20 protein-coding genes are annotated in these 21073 nt (G+C 69.0%); 6 read left to right on the forward strand and 14 right to left on the reverse strand.

Features of this window, described 5'->3' with window-relative positions:
• Nucleotides 1-200: 200 nt before the first annotated feature.
• From EDF39_RS01605 to EDF39_RS01615, 3 genes are all read right to left on the reverse strand, one after another.
• Nucleotides 201-1238, reverse strand: coding sequence for a sigma-70 family RNA polymerase sigma factor (locus EDF39_RS01605; protein ID WP_123939939.1), 1038 nt, complete (start codon nt 1236-1238; stop codon nt 201-203).
• A 503-nt stretch (nt 1239-1741) separates the two neighbouring features.
• Nucleotides 1742-1927 (reverse strand): hypothetical protein, encoded by a 186-nt coding sequence (locus tag EDF39_RS01610; RefSeq protein WP_055964510.1) that lies wholly within the window; start codon nt 1925-1927, stop codon nt 1742-1744.
• 32 nt (nt 1928-1959) lie between these two features.
• The gene (locus EDF39_RS01615; protein ID WP_123939941.1) at nt 1960-3072 is read right to left on the reverse strand and encodes a substrate-binding domain-containing protein; all 1113 of its coding nucleotides are present in this window, start codon (nt 3070-3072) and stop codon (nt 1960-1962) included.
• Nucleotides 3073-3325: 253 nt separating this feature from the next.
• On the opposite strand from EDF39_RS01615, the gene EDF39_RS01620 reads away from it, so the two are divergent.
• The 5 genes from EDF39_RS01620 to EDF39_RS01640 are packed head-to-tail and all read left to right on the forward strand — an operon-like array spanning nt 3326 to nt 8951.
• Entirely contained in the window at nt 3326-4489 is a 1164-nt protein-coding gene (locus EDF39_RS01620) for an extracellular solute-binding protein (protein WP_123939943.1), read from the forward strand.
• On the forward strand, nt 4486-5436 hold the full coding sequence (locus tag EDF39_RS01625; RefSeq protein ID WP_123939945.1) for an ABC transporter permease: 951 nt from the start codon (nt 4486-4488) through the stop codon (nt 5434-5436). The genes EDF39_RS01620 and EDF39_RS01625 overlap by 4 nt, the downstream gene beginning before the upstream one ends.
• A complete protein-coding gene (locus EDF39_RS01630) occupies nt 5436-6251 on the forward strand; it encodes an ABC transporter permease (protein ID WP_055964499.1) in 816 nt (271 codons plus the stop codon). Before EDF39_RS01625 ends, EDF39_RS01630 begins: the two co-directional genes overlap by 1 nt.
• A gap of 10 nt (nt 6252-6261) precedes the next feature.
• Nucleotides 6262-7419: an ABC transporter ATP-binding protein gene (locus EDF39_RS01635; RefSeq protein ID WP_123939947.1), complete on the forward strand. Its 1158-nt coding sequence runs from the start codon at nt 6262-6264 to the stop codon at nt 7417-7419.
• Nucleotides 7416-8951: an inositol monophosphatase family protein gene (locus EDF39_RS01640; RefSeq protein ID WP_123939949.1), complete on the forward strand. Its 1536-nt coding sequence runs from the start codon at nt 7416-7418 to the stop codon at nt 8949-8951. The genes EDF39_RS01635 and EDF39_RS01640 overlap by 4 nt, the downstream gene beginning before the upstream one ends.
• 6 nt (nt 8952-8957) lie before the next feature.
• Here the strand turns inward: EDF39_RS01640 and lysS are convergent, their stop codons facing one another.
• From lysS to tilS, 11 genes are all read right to left on the reverse strand, one after another.
• A complete protein-coding gene (lysS, locus tag EDF39_RS01645; protein WP_123939951.1) occupies nt 8958-10451 on the reverse strand; it encodes a lysine--tRNA ligase in 1494 nt (497 codons plus the stop codon).
• A gap of 17 nt (nt 10452-10468) precedes the next feature.
• Entirely contained in the window at nt 10469-11221 is a 753-nt protein-coding gene (locus EDF39_RS01650) for a Rossmann-like and DUF2520 domain-containing protein (protein ID WP_055964494.1), read from the reverse strand.
• Nucleotides 11218-12957 carry a PH domain-containing protein gene (locus EDF39_RS01655; protein ID WP_123939953.1) on the reverse strand — a complete coding sequence of 580 codons (1740 nt, stop codon included), beginning with the start codon at nt 12955-12957 and terminating at the stop codon, nt 11218-11220. Before EDF39_RS01655 ends, EDF39_RS01650 begins: the two co-directional genes overlap by 4 nt.
• 62 nt (nt 12958-13019) lie before the next feature.
• The gene (locus tag EDF39_RS01660) at nt 13020-13502 is read right to left on the reverse strand and encodes a PH domain-containing protein (protein WP_233572928.1); all 483 of its coding nucleotides are present in this window, start codon (nt 13500-13502) and stop codon (nt 13020-13022) included.
• Between the two features lie 277 nt (nt 13503-13779).
• Nucleotides 13780-14259 (reverse strand): DUF3180 domain-containing protein, encoded by a 480-nt coding sequence (locus EDF39_RS01665; protein WP_123939955.1) that lies wholly within the window; start codon nt 14257-14259, stop codon nt 13780-13782.
• Nucleotides 14256-14807, reverse strand: a complete 552-nt coding sequence (folK, locus tag EDF39_RS01670; protein WP_123939957.1) for a 2-amino-4-hydroxy-6-hydroxymethyldihydropteridine diphosphokinase — start codon at nt 14805-14807, stop codon at nt 14256-14258. The genes EDF39_RS01665 and folK overlap by 4 nt, the downstream gene beginning before the upstream one ends.
• Nucleotides 14804-15166, reverse strand: coding sequence for a dihydroneopterin aldolase (gene folB, locus EDF39_RS01675; protein ID WP_233572929.1), 363 nt, complete (start codon nt 15164-15166; stop codon nt 14804-14806). Before folB ends, folK begins: the two co-directional genes overlap by 4 nt.
• Nucleotides 15159-15950 (reverse strand): dihydropteroate synthase, encoded by a 792-nt coding sequence (folP, locus tag EDF39_RS01680; protein WP_123942202.1) that lies wholly within the window; start codon nt 15948-15950, stop codon nt 15159-15161. Before folP ends, folB begins: the two co-directional genes overlap by 8 nt.
• Nucleotides 15951-16637: 687 nt before the next feature.
• Complete coding sequence (gene ftsH, locus EDF39_RS01685) at nt 16638-18647, reverse strand: ATP-dependent zinc metalloprotease FtsH (protein ID WP_123939961.1); 2010 nt, start codon at nt 18645-18647, stop codon at nt 16638-16640.
• A 145-nt stretch (nt 18648-18792) separates the two neighbouring features.
• Nucleotides 18793-19344, reverse strand: coding sequence for a hypoxanthine phosphoribosyltransferase (gene hpt, locus EDF39_RS01690; RefSeq protein ID WP_123939963.1), 552 nt, complete (start codon nt 19342-19344; stop codon nt 18793-18795).
• Nucleotides 19345-19363: 19 nt separating this feature from the next.
• Entirely contained in the window at nt 19364-20476 is a 1113-nt protein-coding gene (gene tilS, locus EDF39_RS01695) for a tRNA lysidine(34) synthetase TilS (protein ID WP_123939965.1), read from the reverse strand.
• A 55-nt stretch (nt 20477-20531) separates the two neighbouring features.
• Between tilS and EDF39_RS01700 the strand changes: the two genes are divergently transcribed.
• Complete coding sequence (locus EDF39_RS01700) at nt 20532-21035, forward strand: inorganic diphosphatase (protein ID WP_055964466.1); 504 nt, start codon at nt 20532-20534, stop codon at nt 21033-21035.
• Nucleotides 21036-21073 lie beyond the last annotated feature (38 nt).

Raw genomic sequence — 21073 nt, forward strand, 5'->3', positions numbered from 1 at the left:
AGCAGCCGCCGAACCCCCGCACCCCGAGTGACGGCAAATGCCGCCGGGCAAGGCCGGGAGACGACATTAGGCGGCACTCGACGGGCGGGCCGACCGAGCGCCGACCACCACCCACCACCCACGGCAAGGCCCGCCCGTGCTCAGCACGGACGGGCCTAACAACGCCGACAAACGGGACGGGGCGGCCCCGGGAGACGCTCTTACTGCAGGTACAGCTGCAGGTCTTGCGACACAGCCTTCGCGAACATGCGCAGGCGGGCCCGCGACTCGACGCGCGAGACGGCCTGGCGCGATGAGTGGACGCGCTTGGAGATCTCGTCGAGGGTCATCGGCTGGTCGTCGTCGAGGCCGAAGCGCATGCGGATCACGCGGGCTTCGTCGTCGGGCAGGCCTTCGACGAGCGAGTGGATGTCGCGGTTCAGCAGCGACGTCTCGGTCGCTTCGCCGGGCGAGGGGGTCTCTTCGTCTTCGATGAAGTCGCCGAGCTCGGAGTCTTCGGCGTCGCCGACGACGGTGTGGATCGAGACGGGCTCGTGCGAGCGCGACTTGAGGTCGACCAGGTCGGCGACCTCCATCGCGACCTCGGCGGCCACCTCGTCGACGGTGGGCGCGCGGCCCAGGTCGACGGTGAGGTCGCGCTCGGCGCGAGAGATGCGGTTGATGCGCTCGACGGTGTGCACCGGGATGCGGATGGCTCGCGCCTTGTCGGCGAGGCCGCGGGCGATGGCCTGGCGGATCCACCAGGTGGCGTAGGTCGAGAACTTGTAGCCCTGCGTGTAGTCGAACTTCTCGACGGCACGAACGAGGCCGAGGTTGCCCTCCTGGATGACGTCCATGAAGGGGAGGCCACGCTGCGTGTAGCGCTTGGCGATCGAGACGACCAGGCGGAGGTTCGCCGTGATCATGCGGTCTTTGGCACGCTCGCCATCGTGGATGAGCCAGCGGTAGTCGCTGCGGTCGGAGGCCGAGACCTTGCCGGCGGCGTCGAGCTCGGCGAGCTTCTCCTCGGCGAAGAGGCCGACCTCGATGCGGCGGGCGATTTCTGTCTCCTCCTGGGCGTCGAGGAGGGGCATGCGGCCGATGTGGCGGAGGTAGTCGCCGACCTGGTCGGTCGAGGCGCCCCGCACCTGCCCGAGGACTTCGACTTCGACGTCGTCGTCAGTGGAGGTGGTGGTCTGTGCGGCGGTGGTGGCGCCCTTGGTGTTCGCGCGGACGTTGCTATCGATAGTTGTCGACATGTTTTCTTCTCCATCCCTAGCGAAATCAGGCCCCTGCTGAGACCCCGATTCGACGGTGAAGCTCCGATGCTCGGATGTTTTCGCCGCACTACGAGTCTTCCGAGCGGGTACAGCCCTCCCAAAATCGTTCAGGGCGTTCCCAAGTAATCTTTGGGGACGCTCCCAGAAAAGACGGCGTAATGGGGTACGCCACTGCACATTCTTTGACATGCAGTGCTGTTCAGGTGTACGACCCGTTCTCTCTCAACGGGGTACGCCAGAGCCAGGTAATAGCGCTGATTTCCCAAGGTTCCGTACCCCGCTCTCGCTGATTGGGGGACGCCGGGGGTCACGAAGGTGTCCGGCGCATTTCGTGCCGATATCCAGAGCCCCGCCCAGAAGGGGGACACCAGGATCCGCGACACCGCCGCTCGACCCACCGTTCGTCCCGCACGACGACAACACCCCCGCACTCGAGGTGCGGGGGTGTCGGTTGCTGCGGGGGTGTCGTCGCGGAAGCCCGCTTATGCCGCCGGCCGGGCCTCTTCAGCTTCGGCCTTCGCGCGCTCCTCGGCCTCGATGGTGGCGTACGCCGTTCGCTCGTTCTTGTCGGCGCGGAAGATCGCGCGCATGGCGAACCAGAAGATCAGGCCGACGAGGATTGTCGGGGCGATCGAGAACACGATCCCGCCGACGAGGGAATCAGGCATGCCTCCAGGGTACGGTGCCGAAGCCCAGACGCCTACCGAGCCGAGTGGCCTTCTCTCGACGTCGGCTGAGACGATGCGACGGGGCCGGCCGTGTCTCCGGCGCGAAAGGAGACGGGCAGCACGACTCCGCCGGGTGATCCCCCCTGCAGCAACTCGCTCACCAGCCTGCCGGCCACTCGGCCTCGTTCGCGGAGGGGTTGCTCGACGGTGGTCAGGCGTCGGTCGAGCCACGGGAGGTCCGCGCCGTCGAAGCCCGTGATCGTGAGATCCCGGGGTACGTCGAGGCCGCGGGCCGCTGCCGCGCGCAGGGCTCCGGCCGCCAGCAGGTCGTTTTGGGCAAGAAGCGCCGTCGGGGGCCGGTCGACGTCGAGAAGACGGGCCGCCGCGGCTTCTCCGGCCTCGAGGTCGCGCCCACCCGCCTCGACTCGCAGGGCGTCCGGGAACACTTCGGCCGTGGCGGCGAGGCGACCCCGGATCGTCCGGTTCGCGATCGCCTCCAGTTCGAACGCGATCGGCACGACCTGGCCCGCGGGCGCGGACGCACCGAGACGGGTCGTGCGCATCACCACGCCGACCCGGGTATGCCCGAGCGACCGGACGTGCCGCGCCAGCTCCGCCGCCCCGCGGTCGTCGTCGATGCCGACGAGCACGATGTCGTCGGCATGCGGTCCTTCGATGCCGACCATGGGGATCCTTCGCGCCCGGAGGCCCGGCAGCAGATCGTCGAACTGCTCGCCGCGCGCGAGAAACACCACGGCATCGATCGGCATCGAGTCGAGGAGGCGCGACGAGCTCGCCCCCGCGCCGATCCGTCCGGGTACGAGCAGCTGGCCGACGTCGAGGGCGTCCAGCTCTTCGCTCAGGCCGTCCATGGTCGCGATCGTCACGGGGCTCTGGAACGCACGTCGGATGCTCTCCGCCACGACCACCCCGACGATGCCGGTTCGTCCGCTCTTGAGGGAGCGTGCCACGGGGTTCGGCCCCGCGTAACCGAGCTCGCCGGCGGCCGAGAGGATCCGGGCACGCGTGCGATCCGTGATGGATCCGGTGGTGCGGAACGCGAGGCTGGCGGTGGAGGTCGACACTCCGGCACGGGATGCCACGTCGGCGATCGTGACGGAGGACCGCCGTCTGGTACTCGTCACGCTTCTCCTCGACTGAGCCGGGATCGGCTCTGGCCGCCCCCGAAATCACTGTAGTGAGAGCCTTCGCCACCGTGGTCCGTGTTCGTGAGCACCACACCGAATCGCAACGTTTCGTTAAGACGGTCGCAACCGCCTCTCCCGAGAATCGAAACGGTGCGATTAGCCCCCCGAGTCGCCCTGAAGGTCGGTTCCCGCAACCCTGCGCGGAGTCCGATCGAACGAACCCCACCCCCAACCGAAGGAAGCCCCTCCCGTGTTCAGACGCCGCTCCATGCTCTCCGTCGCCGCGGCCGCGACCGTCACTCTGGCCCTCGCCGGCTGCGCGCCCACGACAAGCGCCTCCGCTGGGGGCGATTCCCAGTCCGCCGGTGCCAAGGGCACCGTCACCGTCTTCATCTCGGGCGACACCAACATCCAGACCCTCTGGCAGGACGCCCTCATCCCCGCGTTCGAGAAGGCCAACCCGGGAACCACCGTCAAGACCACCCTCGATCTGCACGGCGAGCACGACGCGCAGACGCTCGCCAAGCTGGCCAGCGCCACCAAGGCCGGAGACGCCCCGGGGTACGACCTCATCGACTCCGGCTTCATCCAGGCGGCGGGCGACTCCGGGCTCCTGACCAAGGTCAGCAGCACGACGATCCCGAACCTCGCATCCGTCCCGTCGACGACCGTCGCGGCGGGCAAGGGCTACGGCATCCCCTACCGCGCCTCCAGTGTGCTCCTCGCCTACGACTCCACCAAGGTGAGCACCCCACCCAAGACTCTCGACGCGCTCCTGGCCTGGATCAAAGCCAACCCCGGCCAGTTCGCCTACAACTCGCCCTCGACCGGCGGTGCTGGCGGCGCATTCGTGACCACCGTGCTCGACCGGTACCTGTCGGACGCCGACCGCACCACCCTCGAGACGAAGTACGACAAATCTCTCGAGTCGAAGTGGGACAAGGGCTTCACTACGCTCGCTGCTTTGAACTCCTCCGTGTACCAGAAGGGGGTCTACCCGAACGGAAACCAGCAGGTGATCGATCTGCTCGGATCGGGCGGCATCTCGATGGCGCCGGTGTGGAGCGACCAGGTCATCTCCGCCCAGGACAACGGGACCCTCCCCAAGACGATCAAGTACACCCAGATCTCCGACCCCGCCTTCACTGGCAGCCCTTCGTACCTGGGGATCCCGAAGACGTCCACGCACGCGGCGATCGCCGAGAAGCTCGCCGACTATGTCCTCTCCCCCGCGGGCCAGGCTCTGATCGCCTCCAAGATCGCCGGCTACCCCGTGGTCAAGGTGGACGGTCTGAAAGCGTCGACCGTCGCGAAGTTCTCCGGCGCCGACCCGAACAACCTCCGCCCCGGGTACTACAGCGAGACCGCGTCTGACATGAGCAACCTCTGGGATCAGAAGGTCCCCGGCCAGTGACCGCTCTTCGATCCGGCGCGGGTGCGCGGGTCGTCGCTCGTCGGAGGGTCTCTTCGGAGTCCCGCCGGCGGGCCCTCGGCCTCACGCTCTCGCTGCCTCCCGTGCTTCTCCTCGCGGTCTTCGTCGGCATTCCGGTGGTCTTGGCGATCGGCTTCAGCCTCGGCCACAACGGCGGCCTGAACTCGACGATCGCCGACATCGGAACAGGCACCCACTCCGCCACGAGCTGGTGGGGCACCGGTCAGGCCTATGTCGACGTCTTCACCGATCCCCGCTTCCTCCGCGATCTCGGGGTCACCGTCTTCGTCACGGTGGTCTCGACGCTCCTGGTGATCGCGACATCGCTCGCCATCGCCCTCAACCTCCGACTCCGAGGCGGGCGTCTGGCCACCGTCTTCGCCGGTCTTGCGGTCGTTCCCCTCTTCATTCCCGTGGTGATCGCCTCCTGGGCCATCCTGACCTTCTACTCGGCCGACGGATTCGTCCGCACTGCCTTCGCCCTGGTGGGGCTGGAGGGGCCGACCTGGGGATACACGACCATCGCCGTGGTGATCGGCTCGGTCTGGACCTCGTTGCCGTTCGCGACGTTGATGGCGACCTCAGGGCTCCAGTCGGTGCCGGACGCGATGATCGAGGCGGCAAAGGATGCCGGGGCGTCCACGAGATCGATCGTGACGCGGATCCTCGTGCCCCTGGCCGGTATTCCGCTCGTCATCGCGACGACGTTCACCGCAATCGGGATCCTCGGGCAGTTCACCGTCCCCTACTTCACCGGGCCGAATGCGCCGACCGTGTTGGGAGTCGACATCTCGAAGTACTTCCAGGCCTTCAACCGGCCGCAGGAGTCCGCCGTGATGGCCGTCGTCGTCTTCGCTCTGGCCTCGGGCATCGCGTTCGTCTACGTGCGGGCCAACTTCCGGTCGGCGAAGAAGGAGGGCCGGATCTGATGCGCGCCTCCCTGTTCGGCCGGCGCGCCACCTCTCTGGTGTTGTTCGCCCTCGTGGCGGTCTTCATCCTGGGCCCGCTGCTGTGGCTGGCCGCTCACGCCTTCGCCACCTCGTGGACGTATCCCAGCCTTCTTCCCGAAGGGCTCACGTTCCACTGGTGGTCGGTCGTGTTCAGCGACCCCCAGCTCGCGGCCTCCGTCAAAAACTCCCTCTACTTCTCCCCGCTCACCGTTCTCGTCTCCGCGATCGTGTGCCTGCCCGCCGCCTACGCGTTCTCTCGCTTCGAGTTCCCCGGCAGACGCGTCTTCCTGATCGGTCTCTTCGCGACCAACGCCTTCCCGAAGATGGGCCTCTTCGTCTCGATGGCGTCGCTCTTCTACGGCCTCCACCTCATGAACACGATCGCCGGCATCGTGATCGTGCAGTTCATCGGCACAGTCGTGTTCATGACCTGGATTCCGGCGGCGGCCTTCTCCTCCGTGCCGAGGGCGCTTGAGGAAGCCTCGCGCGATGCGGGAGCCGGAGCGTTCCAGACCTTCCTGCGCGTCACGCTGCCGCTCGCTCTTCCCGGGATCCTCGTCGCGCTCCTCATGTCGTTCCTCGCCTCGTTCGATGAGGCGCAGGGCACGTATCTCGTGGGCGCCCCGGTGTTCATGACGATGCCGACCGAGATGTACTCCCTGGTGCTCAACTACCCCAAGCAGGTGGCGGCCGTGTTCGCGATCCTGCTGTCGATCCCCTCCGTCGCCCTGCTTCTCGTCGCCCGCAAATACATCCTCGGCGGACGCTTGGCCGAGGGCTTCCAGATCCGATAGGTGCCCCACCATGACCCTCGAAACCTCCCGCCACACACTTCCCGTCGCCCCGCTCGGGGCCGCGTCCCCTTCGGCAGATCACAGGGCGGGCCTCGTCGTCTCCGGTCTGACGAAGTCGCTCGGCGGACGCACCATCGTCGACTCCTTCGACCTGCGTCTGCGACCGGGCGAGCTCGTCACCCTGCTCGGCCCGTCCGGCTGCGGCAAGACGACGACCCTCCGCATGATCGCCGGGTTCCTCGCGCCCGACAGCGGAACCGTCACGATCGACGGCCGCGACGTGACCGACCTCGGCCCCGAGAAGCGACCGAGCGCGATGGTGTTCCAGAACTACGCCCTGTGGCCCCACCTGACCGTCTTCAAGAACGTCGCCTTTCCCCTCACGGTCAAGCGTCTGCCGAAGGCCGAGGTGACGGCACGAGTCATGAACGCGCTCGAGACGGTCGGCCTCACCCACCACGCGCAGTCCCGGCCGGCGCACATCTCCGGAGGCGAGCAGCAGCGCGCCGCCCTGGCACGCGCGATCGTGCAGGAACCCGGCCTGCTGCTGCTCGACGAGCCCCTGTCGAACCTCGACGCCCAGCTGCGCGTGCGCGTTCGAGAAGAGATCCGCGAGATCCAGCAGCGCCTCGCGATCACGACGGTGATGGTCACTCACGACCAGGAGGAGGCCCTGGCCATCTCGGATCGGGTGGCCGTGATGAACGGGGGCCGCGTCGAGCAGGTGGACGCCCCGTCGGCGGTCTATGCCGCCCCCGCGACGTCGTTCGTCGCGTCATTCATCGGAAGCATGAACGTTCTCACGAGCGCCGAACTCGATCGGGTGCGGCACGGCCGGGCCGAAGCCGCCGGGCCCTCCGAGACCGGCGGGCCCTTCGCCGTCGGCGAGCCCTTGGAGGCCGGCGAGCCTTTCAACGCAGAAGGCGAGACGTGGGCGGTGCGCCCCGAGCACGTCGTGTTTCGGCCAGTGCCGGGCGGTCCGATCGAGGTCCGCCGGATCCTGCCCCACGGCCACTTCACCGAGGTCGTCCTCGACGCCGGCGGTCTCGAGCTGCGGTCCGTCGTGACCGGCGAAGCCCCGCGTGAGGGCGATCGCGGCGACGTCACCCTGACCCGGGTGCAGCACTACCGCGACGGGCTCCTCACGGCGAGCGGAGAGGCCCGATGACCCTGGTCGCAGCGCACCGCGGTGACTCCTCCCGCTATCGCGAGAACACGATTGCCGCCATCCGCTCGGCGCTGGCGGCCGGTGCCGACATCGTCGAGATCGACGTCCGCCTGACCGCCGACGGCGACGTCGCGCTCCTTCACGACGCGACCCTGGAGCGGCTCTGGGGTGACCGTCGGGCACTCTGCGAGGTCTCGAGCGACGCCATTCGCGGCTTCGACGGGGGCGACCTCCGGATCCCGTTCCTCGACGAGGTCCTGCCCCTGTTCGACGGGTCGGACACCGTCCTCCTCATCGACATGGACTCCGACGTGCCGGCGCCGGCCGCGCACCGGGTCGTCGCGCGGCACACCGGCTCCGCCCGCATCGCCTGGTGCGGCGACATCGACGCCCTTCGGCTCCTCCGCGGCCTCGACCCTGACGCCGAGATCTGGCTGCCCTGGTCACGTTCGACGCCTCCGACCGCGAACGATCTGGAGGAGCTCCGGCCCGCCGTGGTCAACCTCCCCCACCTCGTCGTCGGCACGGCGCTGGTGACGGCGGTCCATCGTCTCGGTGCCCGCGTCTCGTGCTGGACCGTCGACGACGCCGTCCAGGCCCGCCGTCTCCGGGCGATCGGCGTCGACTCGATCACGACCAACGACCTGACGAGGATCCGACAGGAGGTCACCGGCGAACTCATCCCCCTCTCTTCAGCCGATGAGCGCCGTCGTCACCGCCTCGTCGCGCGCGAGCTCGCCGAGTGGGCCGTCGACTACGTCCGGACGCACGCGATCCTCCGCGTCGACACGAAGGCCAACCCGGCCGACCACGTGACCGAGGTCGATCGGTCGATCGAACTCGGCGTCCGCGAGATCATCGGCGCCCAGTTCGAGGATCACGTCTTCATCGGCGAGGAGTTCGGAGGAGCGGAGGCCGACGGGGCGCCCTGCTGGTATCTCGACCCCGTCGACGGCACGGCGAACCTCGCCAACGGAGTGCCGTGGACGAGCTTCTCGCTCGCCCTCGTCGAAGACGGCGTGCCCGTCGTCGGCGTGGTCGCCGACCCGTGGAGAGACCTCGTGGTCGAGGCGGCCGCCGGCGAGGGCGCCTGGTCAGCCGGGCGGCAGCTCGATCTCGGCTCCGCCCCCAGCTCGTCGCCCGCCTCCTCCGACCCTCTCCGCGGCGCCATCGTCTCGACCGAACTGGCCGGGCACCGACCGTGGCCGGGGCTCATCCGGCTCATCGACGAGCTCGCCGCCCGCTTCTGCACGACCCGCATCATGGGCTCGGGAACACTCACCGTCGCCGGGATCGCCCTCGGCTACGGAACAGCGTCGGTGATCGGATCCTTTGGTCCCGTCGACCACCTGGCTGCCTGCCTCATCGTGCGGGAGGCGGGCGGTGTCGTCCTCGACGAAGACGGGCGCGACACGCTCTTCCCGGCCCAGGGCGGCGTGCTCGCCGCTCGCGATCGGGCCTCCGCCGAGGCGCTGTTCGCGCTGTGGACCAACGCCACCGCCTGGGCCTCCTACGACCCGATCGGGGTGTGAGGGCCGCTACTTGACGAGCGGGAAGAGGATCGTCTCACGGATGCCGAGCCCGGTGATCGCCATGAGCAGACGGTCGACGCCCATGCCCATCCCACCCGTCGGCGGCATGCCGTGCTCCAACGCCTTCAAGAAGTCTTCGTCGAGGCGCATGGCCTCGACGTCGCCGCGGGCGGCGAGCTGCGCCTGCTCTACGAAGCGCTCGCGCTGCACGACGGGATCGACCAGCTCGGAGTAGCCGGTCGCGAGCTCGAAGCCGCGGACGTAGAGGTCCCACTTCTCGACGACGCCCGGCTTGCTGCGGTGCGCGCGCACGAGCGGCGAGGTATCGAGCGGGAAGTCCATCACGAAGGTGGGGCGCTCGAGCGCACCCTTGACGAAGTGCTCCCAGAGCTCCTCGACGAGCTTGCCGTGGGTCTCTTGGGCGACGCTGATGCCGAGGTCGGAGGCCATGGCCTGCAGCTCGGGCAACGGGGTGTCGACGGTGACGCGGGTACCGGCGGCCTCGCTGAGCGATTCGTACATCGAGATGCGATCCCAGTCGCCGCCGAGGTCGAACTCGGTGCCGTCTGCCCAGGTGACCACGTGGGATCCTGCGACCGCGAAAGCGGCCTTCTGAATCATCTCTTGCGTGAGGTCGGCGATCTGGTTGTAGTCGCCGTACGCCTGGTACGCCTCGACCATCGCGAACTCGGGCGAGTGCGTCGAGTCGGCGCCCTCGTTGCGGAAGTTGCGGTTGATCTCGAAGACGCGCTCGATGCCACCGACGGCCGCGCGCTTGAGGTAGAGCTCGGGCGCGATGCGCAGGTACAGCTCGGTGTCGAAGGCGTTCGAGTGCGTGGCGAAGGGCCGGGCCGAGGCGCCGCCGTGCATCGTCTGCAGCATCGGGGTCTCGACCTCGAGGAACTCGTGCTCGTCGAACGTGGCGCGGAGCGACTTCATCACGGCCGCGCGAGTGCGAACCGTGGCGCGCGCCTGCTCGCGGACGATGAGGTCGAGGTAGCGGCTACGGACGCGCGTCTCTTCGCTCAGCTCGGAGTGGAGGTTCGGCAGCGGCAGGATCGACTTCGAGGCGATCTGCCACTCCTTGACCAACACGGAGAGCTCGCCCCGCCGCGACGAGATGACCTCGCCCGACACGAAGACGTGGTCGCCCAGGTCGACCATGGCCTTCCAGCGCGCGAGCGACTCGTCGCCGACCTCGGCCAGCGACACCATCACCTGGATGCGTTCGCCGTCGCCCGACTGCAGGGCCGCGAAGCAGAGCTTGCCGCCGATGCGGAAGTGCACGATGCGCCCCGCGAGACCGACGATGTCGCCGGTGGCGGTGTCTGTCTCGATCTCGGAGTACTGCGCGCGAACGGCCGGGATCGTGGTGGTGACCGGCACGGCGACCGGGTAGGCGCCCTCGCCGGATTCGATCAGGCGCAGGCGCTTCTCGAGGCGGACGGCCTTCTGCTCGAAGACCTCGTCTTCTGTCAGGTCGGCAGGCGCGTCGGTCATCGCTCGAACTCCAAAGATCAGGTGAGGGGGCCGTCGTCGTCGAAAGACGGCATCTCGATGGTACCGGGGCCGAGCGACCCGTCGGCTGTGCCCAGCGCGCGGTCCATCGCGGATCGCACGAGGGGCGCGATCACCCGACCGGGTTCGTCGAGTCCAAGTTCGCGGAGGATGCCGACCGACTGCGACACGATCGCGGCCGAGAAGGTCGTCGCCGTCTCGACCGCCTCGGCGTACTTCGCCCGGTCGGCGTCGGCGACGACGACCGGCTCGGCGCCCATCTCGACCACGAGCGCCTGTCCGATCGGCAGCACGGGGCCCGGAGCCGTGACGGCGCAGTAGGCCTCGCGCAACCGGACGAGGTCGATCGTGGTGCCGGTGAACTGCAGGGCGGGGTGGATGGCGATCGGGATGGCTCCCGCGGCCCGCGCCGGGTCGAGCACCGAGAGACCGTGCCCGGGCGACGTGTGCACCACGAGCTGCCCGGCCTGCCAGGCCTTGGTCGCAGCGAGCCCCGAGACGAGGTCGTCGAGCTGGTCGTCGGGCACGGCGAGAAGCACGAGCTCGCTCCGCTCGACGATGTCTTGCACCGACAGGATCGGTACGCCGGGCAGGATCGCGTCGGCCCGGTCGCGGCTCGCCTCCGACACGGCCGAGATGCCGACGATGGCGTGCCCGGCTGCGGCGAGCGCGGCTCCGAGGATCGGCCCGACGTGGCCGGCACCGACGATTCCGACACCCAGTCGCCCCGAGGGTCGGTCGGCCGGGCTCACGAGGTCTCTCCGTCGACACGGCGGAACGAAGGATCCGGCGCCGGCCACTGCTGACCCGAGGTCTCGGGCGCATCCCCGACCCCCTCCAGCCACCGGTGCGTCTGGTCGGCTCGAGCCGCGCCCACGGCGTGTGCCGCCGACGTCTCGAAGAACTCGGCCGCCTGCGCCTGGTCGAGCGCGCCGATGCTCGCGGTGATGGGGCCCTGCACGGTGTGGAACTGCAGGGCGGCCAACCCGAGTCGGCGCAGAAGGGGGCCCTGCGTGATTCCGACACTCTGCACGCGCGGCAGCGGAACGACGATCAGTTGGCGCCAGATCGCCCCCTTGCGCAGCAGCACGGCACCCGGGGCCTCGCGGAAGCCGTTGCGGCGCCACGAGAACCAGCGGAGCACGGCGGCCCGGCGGGGCGAGTTGGTGAAGCCCCCCTCGTCGCCGCTCGATGTCATGCCCGCCTCGATGAGCGACAGCGTCTCGGACGACTTCTCGACCGCCAGCTCGGGCTGCGCCGCGACGACGTCTTCGGCGGTCGTGTGCCCGGCAGCGAGCGCCTCGGCCGCGTCCGCCTCGGCGGCCGAGAGCCCGACGAGCTGCGGCAGGATCAACTCGAGCACGCGCGTGACGTCTTCCTTGCTGCCCACGGGCAGGATCGTCGTGTTGGCCTGGTTGTCTGCGCCCTTGGTCGACGAGTGCGAGGCACGGTTGATCTTGACCTCCCACCAGCCGAACGGCCGCCAGGCGAGGGGCTGGCTCAGGCGGATGGAGTGCACCCGGCCGGGCGGTAGCGTCTCGTTGCTCGTCGAGAGCAGACCCCAGCCGATCCGGATCCCGTCGGGTGTGGAGGCGATCGAGTAGCGCAGTGACTTCACCACACGACGCGAGTAGTAGCTGAACGACCCGAGGAGCGTCGGGAAGAACACGAAGAGCAGGAAGTACTCGCCCGTCGTGACGATGCTGACCACGACGGCCACGATGATCGCCACCAGAAAGAGCGTGAAACCGCTGAGCACGGCCGAGCCGATGAGGCGCCCGAGGTGCATCCGCACGACCGAGCGCGGTTCGGTCTCTCCTTCGCCGAGCGGCTCGGCGAGGAACTCGTTGAGGCGCTTCTCGAGCACCCCGCTCGCGCCGGTCGGCTGCGCGATGTCCGGCTGCGCTCTCCCCGCTGCTTCGCGCTCTGACTCCGCACGACCACTGGCCCTGCGCAGGATCTCGGACCGCACCTCTTCGGCCGACGCCGAGCGGAGGTAGGCGAGCGGCACGTTCGCGTCGTTGCCCGCCTGGTTGATCTCGAGCTTCGCCGCCCCGAAGATCCGGGCGAACAGCTGCCGCTGCACGTTGATGCCCTGGATGCGGTCGAGGCGAGCCCGACGGTTGGTGCGGAAGAAGACTCCGCTCCGGACTTCGACGGTGTCGGCGGTGACCCGGAAGGTGTTCATCCGCCATGAGACGTAGAAGATCGCGACGATCACGACGAGCAGAGCGACGATGCCCAGCACGACGAACAGGAGGAGCCCGTGGTCGACGGCATACCCGACCGGATCGTCGCTCTGGCCACCGCGGCGGCCGTCGGGCCCGGGCAGAAAGAGCTCGACGAGCTGCTCCCGTGCGCTGTTCAGGAAGATACCGATGATGACGATGAGCGCCAGGCCGCCCTTGAGCAGCGGGGTCGCCGGGTGCAGCCGGTGCCACTCGCCGTCGGTGAAGTCGATGGCGGGCGCGGCGGGTTTGGCCGACACTCCGGGTTTGGTCGGCGGCCGCGGGGGCTCCGGCGGGTGTTCGGGCCCGGGCGTCCAGCCGCTCACAGGCCGGCCCGCCGCGTCTCGGCCAGCTCGACGAGCTTGTCGCGCAACCGATCGGCCTCGGCGGCGGGGACCCCCGGGATCGTCACGGCCGACGCCGCGGCCGCGGTGACGAACTTGAGGTCGCTCAGGCCGAGAGCGCGCACGACCGGTCCGCGGTTGACGTCGATCAGCTGCATGCGGCCGTAGGGCACGGCGACGAAGCGCAAGAAGAAGATGCCGCGGCGCACGAGCAGGTCGTCATCGCGCAACTGGTAGCCGATCGATCGGACTCGGCGCGGCGTGAACGCGACCAGGAGGATCGTGACCACAAGGATCCCGGCCGTCAGCGCATAGCCCCACCACTGGCCCGCGAACCACGTAAATGCCGACACCCCCGCCAGCACGAGGCCGCTCAGCGCGTAGCTCGCCATCTCGGGCCACTTGTATTTCGGCGAGATTCGGGTCCAGGTGGCACCGTCGAGGTCGAGTCGGTCGGTCACTGGGGGCTCCTGAGGTCGTGGCTGCTCTGCCTATCGAGCGGGCTGCCGTTTACTGCCGAAGGCTACCGGACGCCTCCGTCACCGGTCTCTCCCCGGCAATCCTGAACTCAGGCTCGCCGGTGGCTAACTCAGGCCGTGGCGGCAAAACTCGTCCTGACTTCAGGGTCACGGTCTCCCTGGCCTCCTGAAATCAGGCCGCCGACCGGAGTTCTCCTGAAGTCAGGAGTGCCGCCACCCCAGCGCGTCCCAGCCGGCCCTGAATTCAGGGCCAAGCCCACTAGAACCGCGCCTGCTGCGGCTGCCCCTTGTCGGAGTCGCCGTCCTCGGGCGGGATCGAGCACATGTGCTCGGCGACGAGTCCGGCCACGAGCAGCACCACTCCACCGACGACGCCGACGACGGTCGGCACGAGCGAACTCGCGGGAACACTGACGCCGCGGGTCAGCATGTAGATCAGCATGCCTCCGACGAAGCCGCCGAACAGCGCGCCCGAGAGGCTCGACGCCTTGGCGATGAGCACGACCCGGGTCGCGTAGTAGGCATCGATGCGCTCTTTCGTGCGGCCCCGAGCCACGCGGAAGACCGGCACGGCCAGCGAGATGACGATGGCCGCGATCGCCAGCAGCACGAGGCCGAGCGTGATCGACGGAACCGCCACCGGGCGCTGCGTCGAGGCGAGAACGGCATTGAAGACGAAGCCTGCCGCGAGGGCGACCACGAGGAAAGCGACGACGGTGGAAGGGCTCGTGCGCTTCATGGGGTGACTCCGGTGTGGTGGTCGGCGAGGTCGGCGTCGAGGCGAGCGGCCCCGGCAACGCGAGACACCGGGTCGGAGAGCTGCGCGAGGAGGGGGGCGATCGGGCCGGATCCTGGGATCTCTGCTTCGGGGTCGACCTGCAGCCAGGGCTCGAGCACGAACGAGCGTTCGGCGGCTCGGGGGTGCGGCAGTGTGAGCCGATCGGTGTCGAGCACGATGTCGTCGTAGGCGATGAGGTCGAGGTCGAGGGTGCGGTCTCCCCAGCGTTCGACGCGGAGCCGGCCCTCGTCGTTCTCGATGCAGTTCAGCTGGTCGAGGAGCGCCTCGGGCTCGAGCGTCGTCGCGAGCAGCACGGCGCCGTTGAGGTAGGCCGGCTTGCTCTCGTCGAGTCCGTCGACGGTGAGGGCGACGCTCTCGATGGGAACGGAGGCAGCCACGACCTCGACTTCGGGGGTGGCTCGTAGTGCGCTCACGGCACGGCGCAGCGTGGCGTCGCGGTCGCCGAGGTTCGACCCGAGAGCGACCACCGCCTTCGACGGGGCCCTCACGCGCGGCTCCGCTCGATCGTGATCGAGACGTCGGTGAACGGCACCGTGATAGGTGCTCCCGGCTTGTGCACGGTCACCGTGGTGCGCAGGGCGGCGCGGTGAGACAGGACGGTTGCCGCGATGCGCTCGGCGAGCGTCTCGATCAGGTCGACCGGCTCGTGCTCGATGTCGTGCACGATCTGCTCGGCAAGGATTCCGTAGTGCACGGTCTGGTCGAGAGCGTCTCCCGACGAGGCGGCCGTCGCGTCGATCTCGACGACGACGTCGACGACGAACTCCTGGCCGTCGGCCCGCTCGAAGTCGAAGACGCCGTGGTGCCCGGTCGCGCGGACACCCGTGAGGGTGAGTCGGTCAGGCACGAGAGCCTTCCTGCCAGGCGTCCCACACGTCGAGTGCGGCGCGGGTGGATGCGACATCGTGCACTCGCACGCCCCAGGCACCGGCCTGAGCGCTGAGCGCCGAGATGACGGCGGTGGCGGGGTCGCGTTCGCCGACGCCCGCCTCTTCGGGAAGAAGTGCCCCCAGGAATCGTTTGCGCGAGGCCGCGACCAGAACCGGCAGTCCGATCTCGGAGAGCTCGGCGAGATGCCCGAGGAGCTGCCAGTTGTGCTCGGCGCGCTTCGCGAAGCCGAGCCCCGGGTCGATCACGAGGCGATCCGGGTCAACGCCCTGCACGACGAGCTCGGCGACCCGCTGGAACAGCTCCGCCTTGACCTCGGCGACCGCGTCGCGGTAGACCGCGCGGGAGTTCATGGTGTCGCTGTGGCCGCGCCAGTGCATGGCGATGTACGTCGCGTCGGTGTCGACCACGACCTGGGCCATGTTCGGGTCGGCGAGGCCGCCCGAGACGTCGTTGACGATGTCGGCACCGGCCTCGACGGCGGCGAAGGCGGTCGCGGCGTTCATCGTGTCGATGCTGATGCGGAATCCGAGCGCGGCGAGCTCGCGGATGACGGGGATCACACGCCGTTGCTCTTCGTGCACCTCGACGCGAGCGGCCCCGGGTCTGGTCGACTCGCCGCCCACGTCGATGATGTCGGCACCGTCGGCCACCAGCGAGCGGGCGTGCGCGATCGCGTCGTCGTATCGGGCGTATCGGCCGCCGTCGCTGAACGAGTCGAGCGTCACGTTGAGGATGCCCATCACGAGCGTGCGTGCCGGAGGGGCATCAGCGACGGCGGGCGCAGCCACGGGGCCGGCGCGACGGACGACGGCGATGGCGCGGGTCGCGACGTCGTCAGCCGCCGCCGTCGGCGAGGGGGTGTCAGGCGGGAGCGTAGGATCCTGGTGGTCGCCCACCGACGAGACCTGCGGGGCGCGACTCGGCTCGGCGCCCGGCAGAGCGAGGGGTTCGATGAACAGCCCGCCCGCGATCAGTCGGCGGCTCGGGATCGCCGCCCGATCGTCGGGAACGCTCTGCTGAACCGCCCCCTCGATCGTCGCCGGGGGCTTGACGGCGTCGGCCTCGCGACGGCCGCGGGCCACGCGGCGCAGGGCTTCACCCTGAGCGGCGACCGTCGCCCGGTCGGCGGCCAGTTTTTCGGCGGCCACCGCCTCGGGGGCGACCACGGGGTTGGCACGCCGGCCGCTCGGGCGGGGCGCCGGGGGCGGCGATGCCTCGGGCGCCGGGCTTGCGGGGCGGTCCGATCGACGAGTGTCGCGCTGAGGCCAGGTGGCGCCGGGGTACCGCTTCGCACCACGCGGCCGCAGCCACGTCTGCTCGATCTCGGGGTGGAGGTCGGGCGACGTGGCTGCGGTGGGGTCGAGGTCACTCGTGGGAGCGCGATGCGCTCCCCGAATCGTCTCGTCGGGGGTGGGCTCGGTCACGGCCTAGGCGGGAGCGATGCCGGGGGTCGTGCGGGGCGGACGCTTACGAAGCGAGGGCTTGGACTCGGGCTCGGAGTCGACGCCGCCGTCGACGGCTCCGGCATCGACCGGGATGCGCGACGGGATCTGGATCGCCGGCAGGTTCGACGACGGACGCTTCGAGCTCGACAGCCACTCGGGGCGCTCCGGGAGCTTCTTGACGTCTTTGAAGATGTCGGCGAGCTCGTCGTGGTCGAGCGTCTCTTTCTCGAGAAGCAGCGCCGCGAGGCGGTCGAGGATGTCGCGGTTGTCGTTGATCACGGCCCAGGCCTCGTCGTGCGCCTGCTCGAGCAGGAGTCGCACCTCGGTGTCGACCGTCTCGGCGATCTTCTCCGAGTAGTCGCGGTCGCTGCCGTCGCGGCCCATCATCATCTCGCCGGAGCCGTTGCCCAGCTTCACCGAGCCGACCTTCGCGCTCATGCCGTACTCGGTGACCATCTTGCGAGCCGTCGAGGTGGCCTTCTCGATGTCGTTCGACGCACCCGTGGTCGGGTCGTGGAAGACGATCTCTTCGGCGACGCGACCGCCCATGGCGTAGGCGAGCTGGTCGAGCAGCTCGTTGCGCGTGACGCTGTACTTGTCTTCGAGCGGGAGAACCATCGTGTAACCGAGGGCCCGGCCGCGAGGAAGGATCGTGATCTTCGTCACCGGGTCGGTGTGACGCATCGCGGCGGCTGCCAGAGCGTGGCCACCCTCGTGGTACGCCGTGATGAGCTTCTCGCTGTCTTTCATGACGCGGCTCCGTCGCTGCGGGCCGGCCATGACTCGGTCGACTGCCTCGTCGAGGGCGCGGTTGTCGATCAGCTGCGCGTTGCTGCGAGCCGTGAGCAGCGCGGCCTCGTTCAGCACGTTCGCGAGGTCGGCACCGGTGAAGCCCGGCGTCTTGCGAGCGAGCACCTCGAGGTTGACGCTGGCCGAGAGCGGCTTGCCCTTGCCGTGCACCTCGAGGATCTGCTTGCGGCCCTGGAGTCCGGGTGCGTCGACACCGATCTGACGGTCGAAGCGGCCCGGGCGCAGGAGCGCAGGGTCGAGCACGTCGGGGCGGTTCGTCGCGGCGATCAGGATCACGTTGGTCTTGACGTCGAAGCCGTCCATCTCGACCAGGAGCTGGTTGAGGGTCTGCTCGCGCTCGTCGTTACCGCCGCCGATACCGGCGCCGCGGTGGCGACCGACGGCGTCGATCTCGTCGATGAAGATGATGGCCGGGCTGTTCTGCTTCGCCTGCTCGAACAGGTCGCGGACGCGGCTGGCGCCGACACCGACGAACATCTCGACGAAGTCAGAACCGGAGATCGAGAAGAATGGCACGCCGGCCTCGCCCGCGACGGCGCGAGCGAGGAGGGTCTTGCCGGTGCCGGGAGGGCCGTAGAGCAGGACGCCCTTCGGGATCCGCGCGCCGACGGCCTGGAACTTCGCGGGCTCCTTGAGGAAGTCTTTGATCTCTTCGAGCTCCTCGATCGCCTCGTCGGCGCCCGCCACGTCACCGAAGGTGACCTGCGGGGTCTCCTTGTTGTTGAGCTTCGCGCGCGACTTGCCGAACTGCATGACCTTGCTTCCGCCGCCCTGCATGCTCGACAGGAGGAACCAGAAGATCACGCCGATCAGCAGGAACGGCAGGAGGATGCCGAGCAGAGACAGGAGCGGGTTCGACTGGGAGACGACGTCGTCGTAGCCCTTGTTGTCGCTCGAGCCGGAGTATTTGGCGTCGGAGACGGCCTGGACCACTTCGGAACCGCGGTCGGTCGCGTAGTAGAACTGCGCCGTCGACTTGTCGTTGAGAGTCAGGTCGACGCGTTGCTCGTTGCTGTAGATCTGGGCCGAGGCGACCTTGCCACCGGACAGGTCGGCGAGACCCTCCTGGGTGGTGATCTTGGTGGTGCCGCCGGCGTTGATGACGCTCCAGCCGATGCCGATGCCAACCAGGGCGATGATGACATACAGCCAGGGGCCGCGAAGTAAGCGCTTGAAGTCCATAGAGATCCGGGGGGCGCCCGACACCTTTCTGCAGGAAAGAACGTGAGTTGTAGGCTACCTCGCCGTTCCTTGCCATCGGATGGGTGTTCGCCGTAGGCCTAATAGGCGGCGCCAGTGAGCGGTCCGCGCGTCGCGCCAGAAAGAATCAGCTGTACACGTGAGGGGCGAGGATGCCGATCGCCCGAAGGTTTCGGTATCGCTCGTCGAAGTCGAGGCCGTAGCCGACCACGAACTCGTTCGGAATCTCGAAGCCCGCGTACTTCACGTCGACCTCGACCTTGGCCGCTTCCGGCTTGCGGAGGAGCGCGAAGATCTCGACGCTCGCCGCCCCGCGACCGCGGAGGTTGGCGAGAAGCCACGACAGCGTGAGCCCGGAGTCGATGATGTCTTCGACGATGATGACGTCGCGCCCGTGCAGGTCGGCGTCGAGGTCTTTCAGGATGCGCACCACGCCCGACGACTTCGTGCCCGAGCCGTACGACGAGACGGCCATCCAGTCCATCGTCGCCGGAATGCGCAGTTCGCGAGCGAAGTCGGCCATGACCATGACCGCGCCCTTCAGCACGCCGACGAGCAGCGGGTCGCGCCCCTGGTAGTCGTGCTCGACCTGGCGCGCCACCTCGGCGATCTTCGCGAGGATCCGCTCCTCCGTGTAGAGGATCGAGGTGAGGTCGCCCTCGATGTCGCTGGTCTCCATGAGGAACGGTGCTTTCGTGTCAGGGGTGGTTCTGGCGGTCCGCGGCGGCCTCGAAATGCAGGACTCCACCGCTCCTCACCACTGTAATGCCCGGCAGCGAGACGGGACCCTGGCCGTGCCAGTCGGTGACCAGGCGCGCCACCTCGAGGGTCTGGGCCCGACTCAGGGTGACGTCGAACTCGCTCGAGACGGCGAGCCGGATCAGGCGCTGCCGCAGCGCCGCCGGGTTCGCCCGCAGCCCCGAGACGCTCAGCGAGATACCCGCCTCGGCATGATCCGCCAGGTCTTCCGCTTGCTCCTCGGCCATGTGGTCCAGGGCCGCACTGTCTTCGCGGAGCTGATCGGCCGTGCGGGTCAGAGCCTCGGCGACACCCGGCCCCAGTTCCCGCTCCAGCAGCGGCAGCACGGTGGTGCGAATGCGCACGCGAGAGAACGCAGGATCCGAGTTGTGCGGGTCGATCCACGGGGTCAGCCCCGAATCCGCGCAGAAGGCCTCGGTCGACTCGCGTCGCAGACCGAGCAGCGGGCGCGCATACAGTCCGGCGCGAGGCTCCATGCCCTGGAGGCTCAGCGGCCCCGATCCTCGAGCCAGCCCGAGCAGCACCGTCTCGGCCTGATCGTCGAGCGTGTGGCCGAGCAGCACTGCACGCGAACCCGTCTCCCGCGCAACTTCGGCGAGCGCCGCGTACCGCGCCGTGCGCGCCGCGGCCTCGGGCCCGCCCTCGGTACCGACGACCACGCGCCGCACGATCACGGGTGACAGCCCGAGCGCTTCCGCCTGGGCTGCGGCCGCGGCGGCCACCTCGGCGGAACCGGCCTGGAGGCCGTGGTCGATCACGACCGCACCGGCGCGCAGACCTCCGTCGAGGGTCGACAGGCCGCCGCCCGCGCCGCGCTCCTTCGACGTGGAGCCGACGCGCGGCGCCTCGAACGCCGTAGCGGCCGCGAGGGCGAGCGAATCGGGGCCGCCGCTGAGAGCGACGAGCACATCGGCCGAGGCGCCGGTTGTTGCGGGCGTGGCCGACGGATCCTTCGGTTCGGATCTGGGGCCGGTGGCGATCTCGGCGAGCGCCTCACGGACGGCACGGCGGACATCGGCGATAGCGGGAGTCAGGCGAGGTCGGGACGGCACCTTGTAACGTTATTGCAGGCGTGCCATCGCCTTCCCCACTTATCTAGGAGCAGCCATGACCGCGTATGACGTCGTCGTCGAAATCCCCAAAGGATCCCGCAACAAGTACGAGGTAGACCACGAGACCGGTCGTGTCTACCTCGACCGCGTGCTCTTCACCGCGTTCGTCTACCCGACCGACTACGGCTACTTCGAGAACACGCTCGGCCTCGACGGCGACCCCGTCGACGCGCTCGTGCTGCTCGAGTACCCCGTGTTCCCGGGCGTCGGCGTCTCGGTGCGTCCCGTCGGCGTGTTCAACATGAGCGACGAGGCCGGCTCTGACGCGAAGGTGCTCGTCGTGCCCGCGAAAGACCCGCGCTGGGCGCACATCCAAGACATCGACGACGTGCCGGAGCAGACGCGCGCCGAGATCGCGCACTTCTTCGAGCGCTACAAAGACCTCGAGCCCAACAAGTGGGTCAAGGCCGATGGCTGGGGCGATGCCGCTGAGGCCGAGGCCATCGTCGAGGCCGGCTTCAAGAAGTACGAAGAAGAGGGCGCCGGCTCGGGTCACTAGACCCCTCAGATCGGCCTGAACCCGCACGTTCGGCGTCA

Source organism: Frondihabitans sp. PhB161 (assembly GCF_003814635.1).
Taxonomy (GTDB): Bacteria; Actinomycetota; Actinomycetes; order Actinomycetales; family Microbacteriaceae; genus Frondihabitans.

Coding starts and splice junctions, on each gene's coding strand:
- EDF39_RS01635 (WP_123939947.1), top strand. CDS start 6,262: ATGACCCTCGAAACCTCCCGCCACACACTTCCCGTCGCCCCGCTCGGG.
- EDF39_RS01630 (WP_055964499.1), top strand. CDS start 5,436: ATGCGCGCCTCCCTGTTCGGCCGGCGCGCCACCTCTCTGGTGTTGTTC.
- EDF39_RS01640 (WP_123939949.1), top strand. CDS start 7,416: ATGACCCTGGTCGCAGCGCACCGCGGTGACTCCTCCCGCTATCGCGAG.
- hpt (WP_123939963.1), bottom strand. CDS start 19,344: ATGGAGACCAGCGACATCGAGGGCGACCTCACCTCGATCCTCTACACG.
- folP (WP_123942202.1), bottom strand. CDS start 15,950: ATGGGCATCCTCAACGTGACGCTCGACTCGTTCAGCGACGGCGGCCGA.
- lysS (WP_123939951.1), bottom strand. CDS start 10,451: ATGACCGACGCGCCTGCCGACCTGACAGAAGACGAGGTCTTCGAGCAG.
- ftsH (WP_123939961.1), bottom strand. CDS start 18,647: ATGGACTTCAAGCGCTTACTTCGCGGCCCCTGGCTGTATGTCATCATC.
- EDF39_RS01605 (WP_123939939.1), bottom strand. CDS start 1,238: ATGTCGACAACTATCGATAGCAACGTCCGCGCGAACACCAAGGGCGCC.
- EDF39_RS01610 (WP_055964510.1), bottom strand. CDS start 1,927: ATGCCTGATTCCCTCGTCGGCGGGATCGTGTTCTCGATCGCCCCGACA.
- EDF39_RS01665 (WP_123939955.1), bottom strand. CDS start 14,259: ATGAAGCGCACGAGCCCTTCCACCGTCGTCGCTTTCCTCGTGGTCGCC.
- EDF39_RS01700 (WP_055964466.1), top strand. CDS start 20,532: ATGACCGCGTATGACGTCGTCGTCGAAATCCCCAAAGGATCCCGCAAC.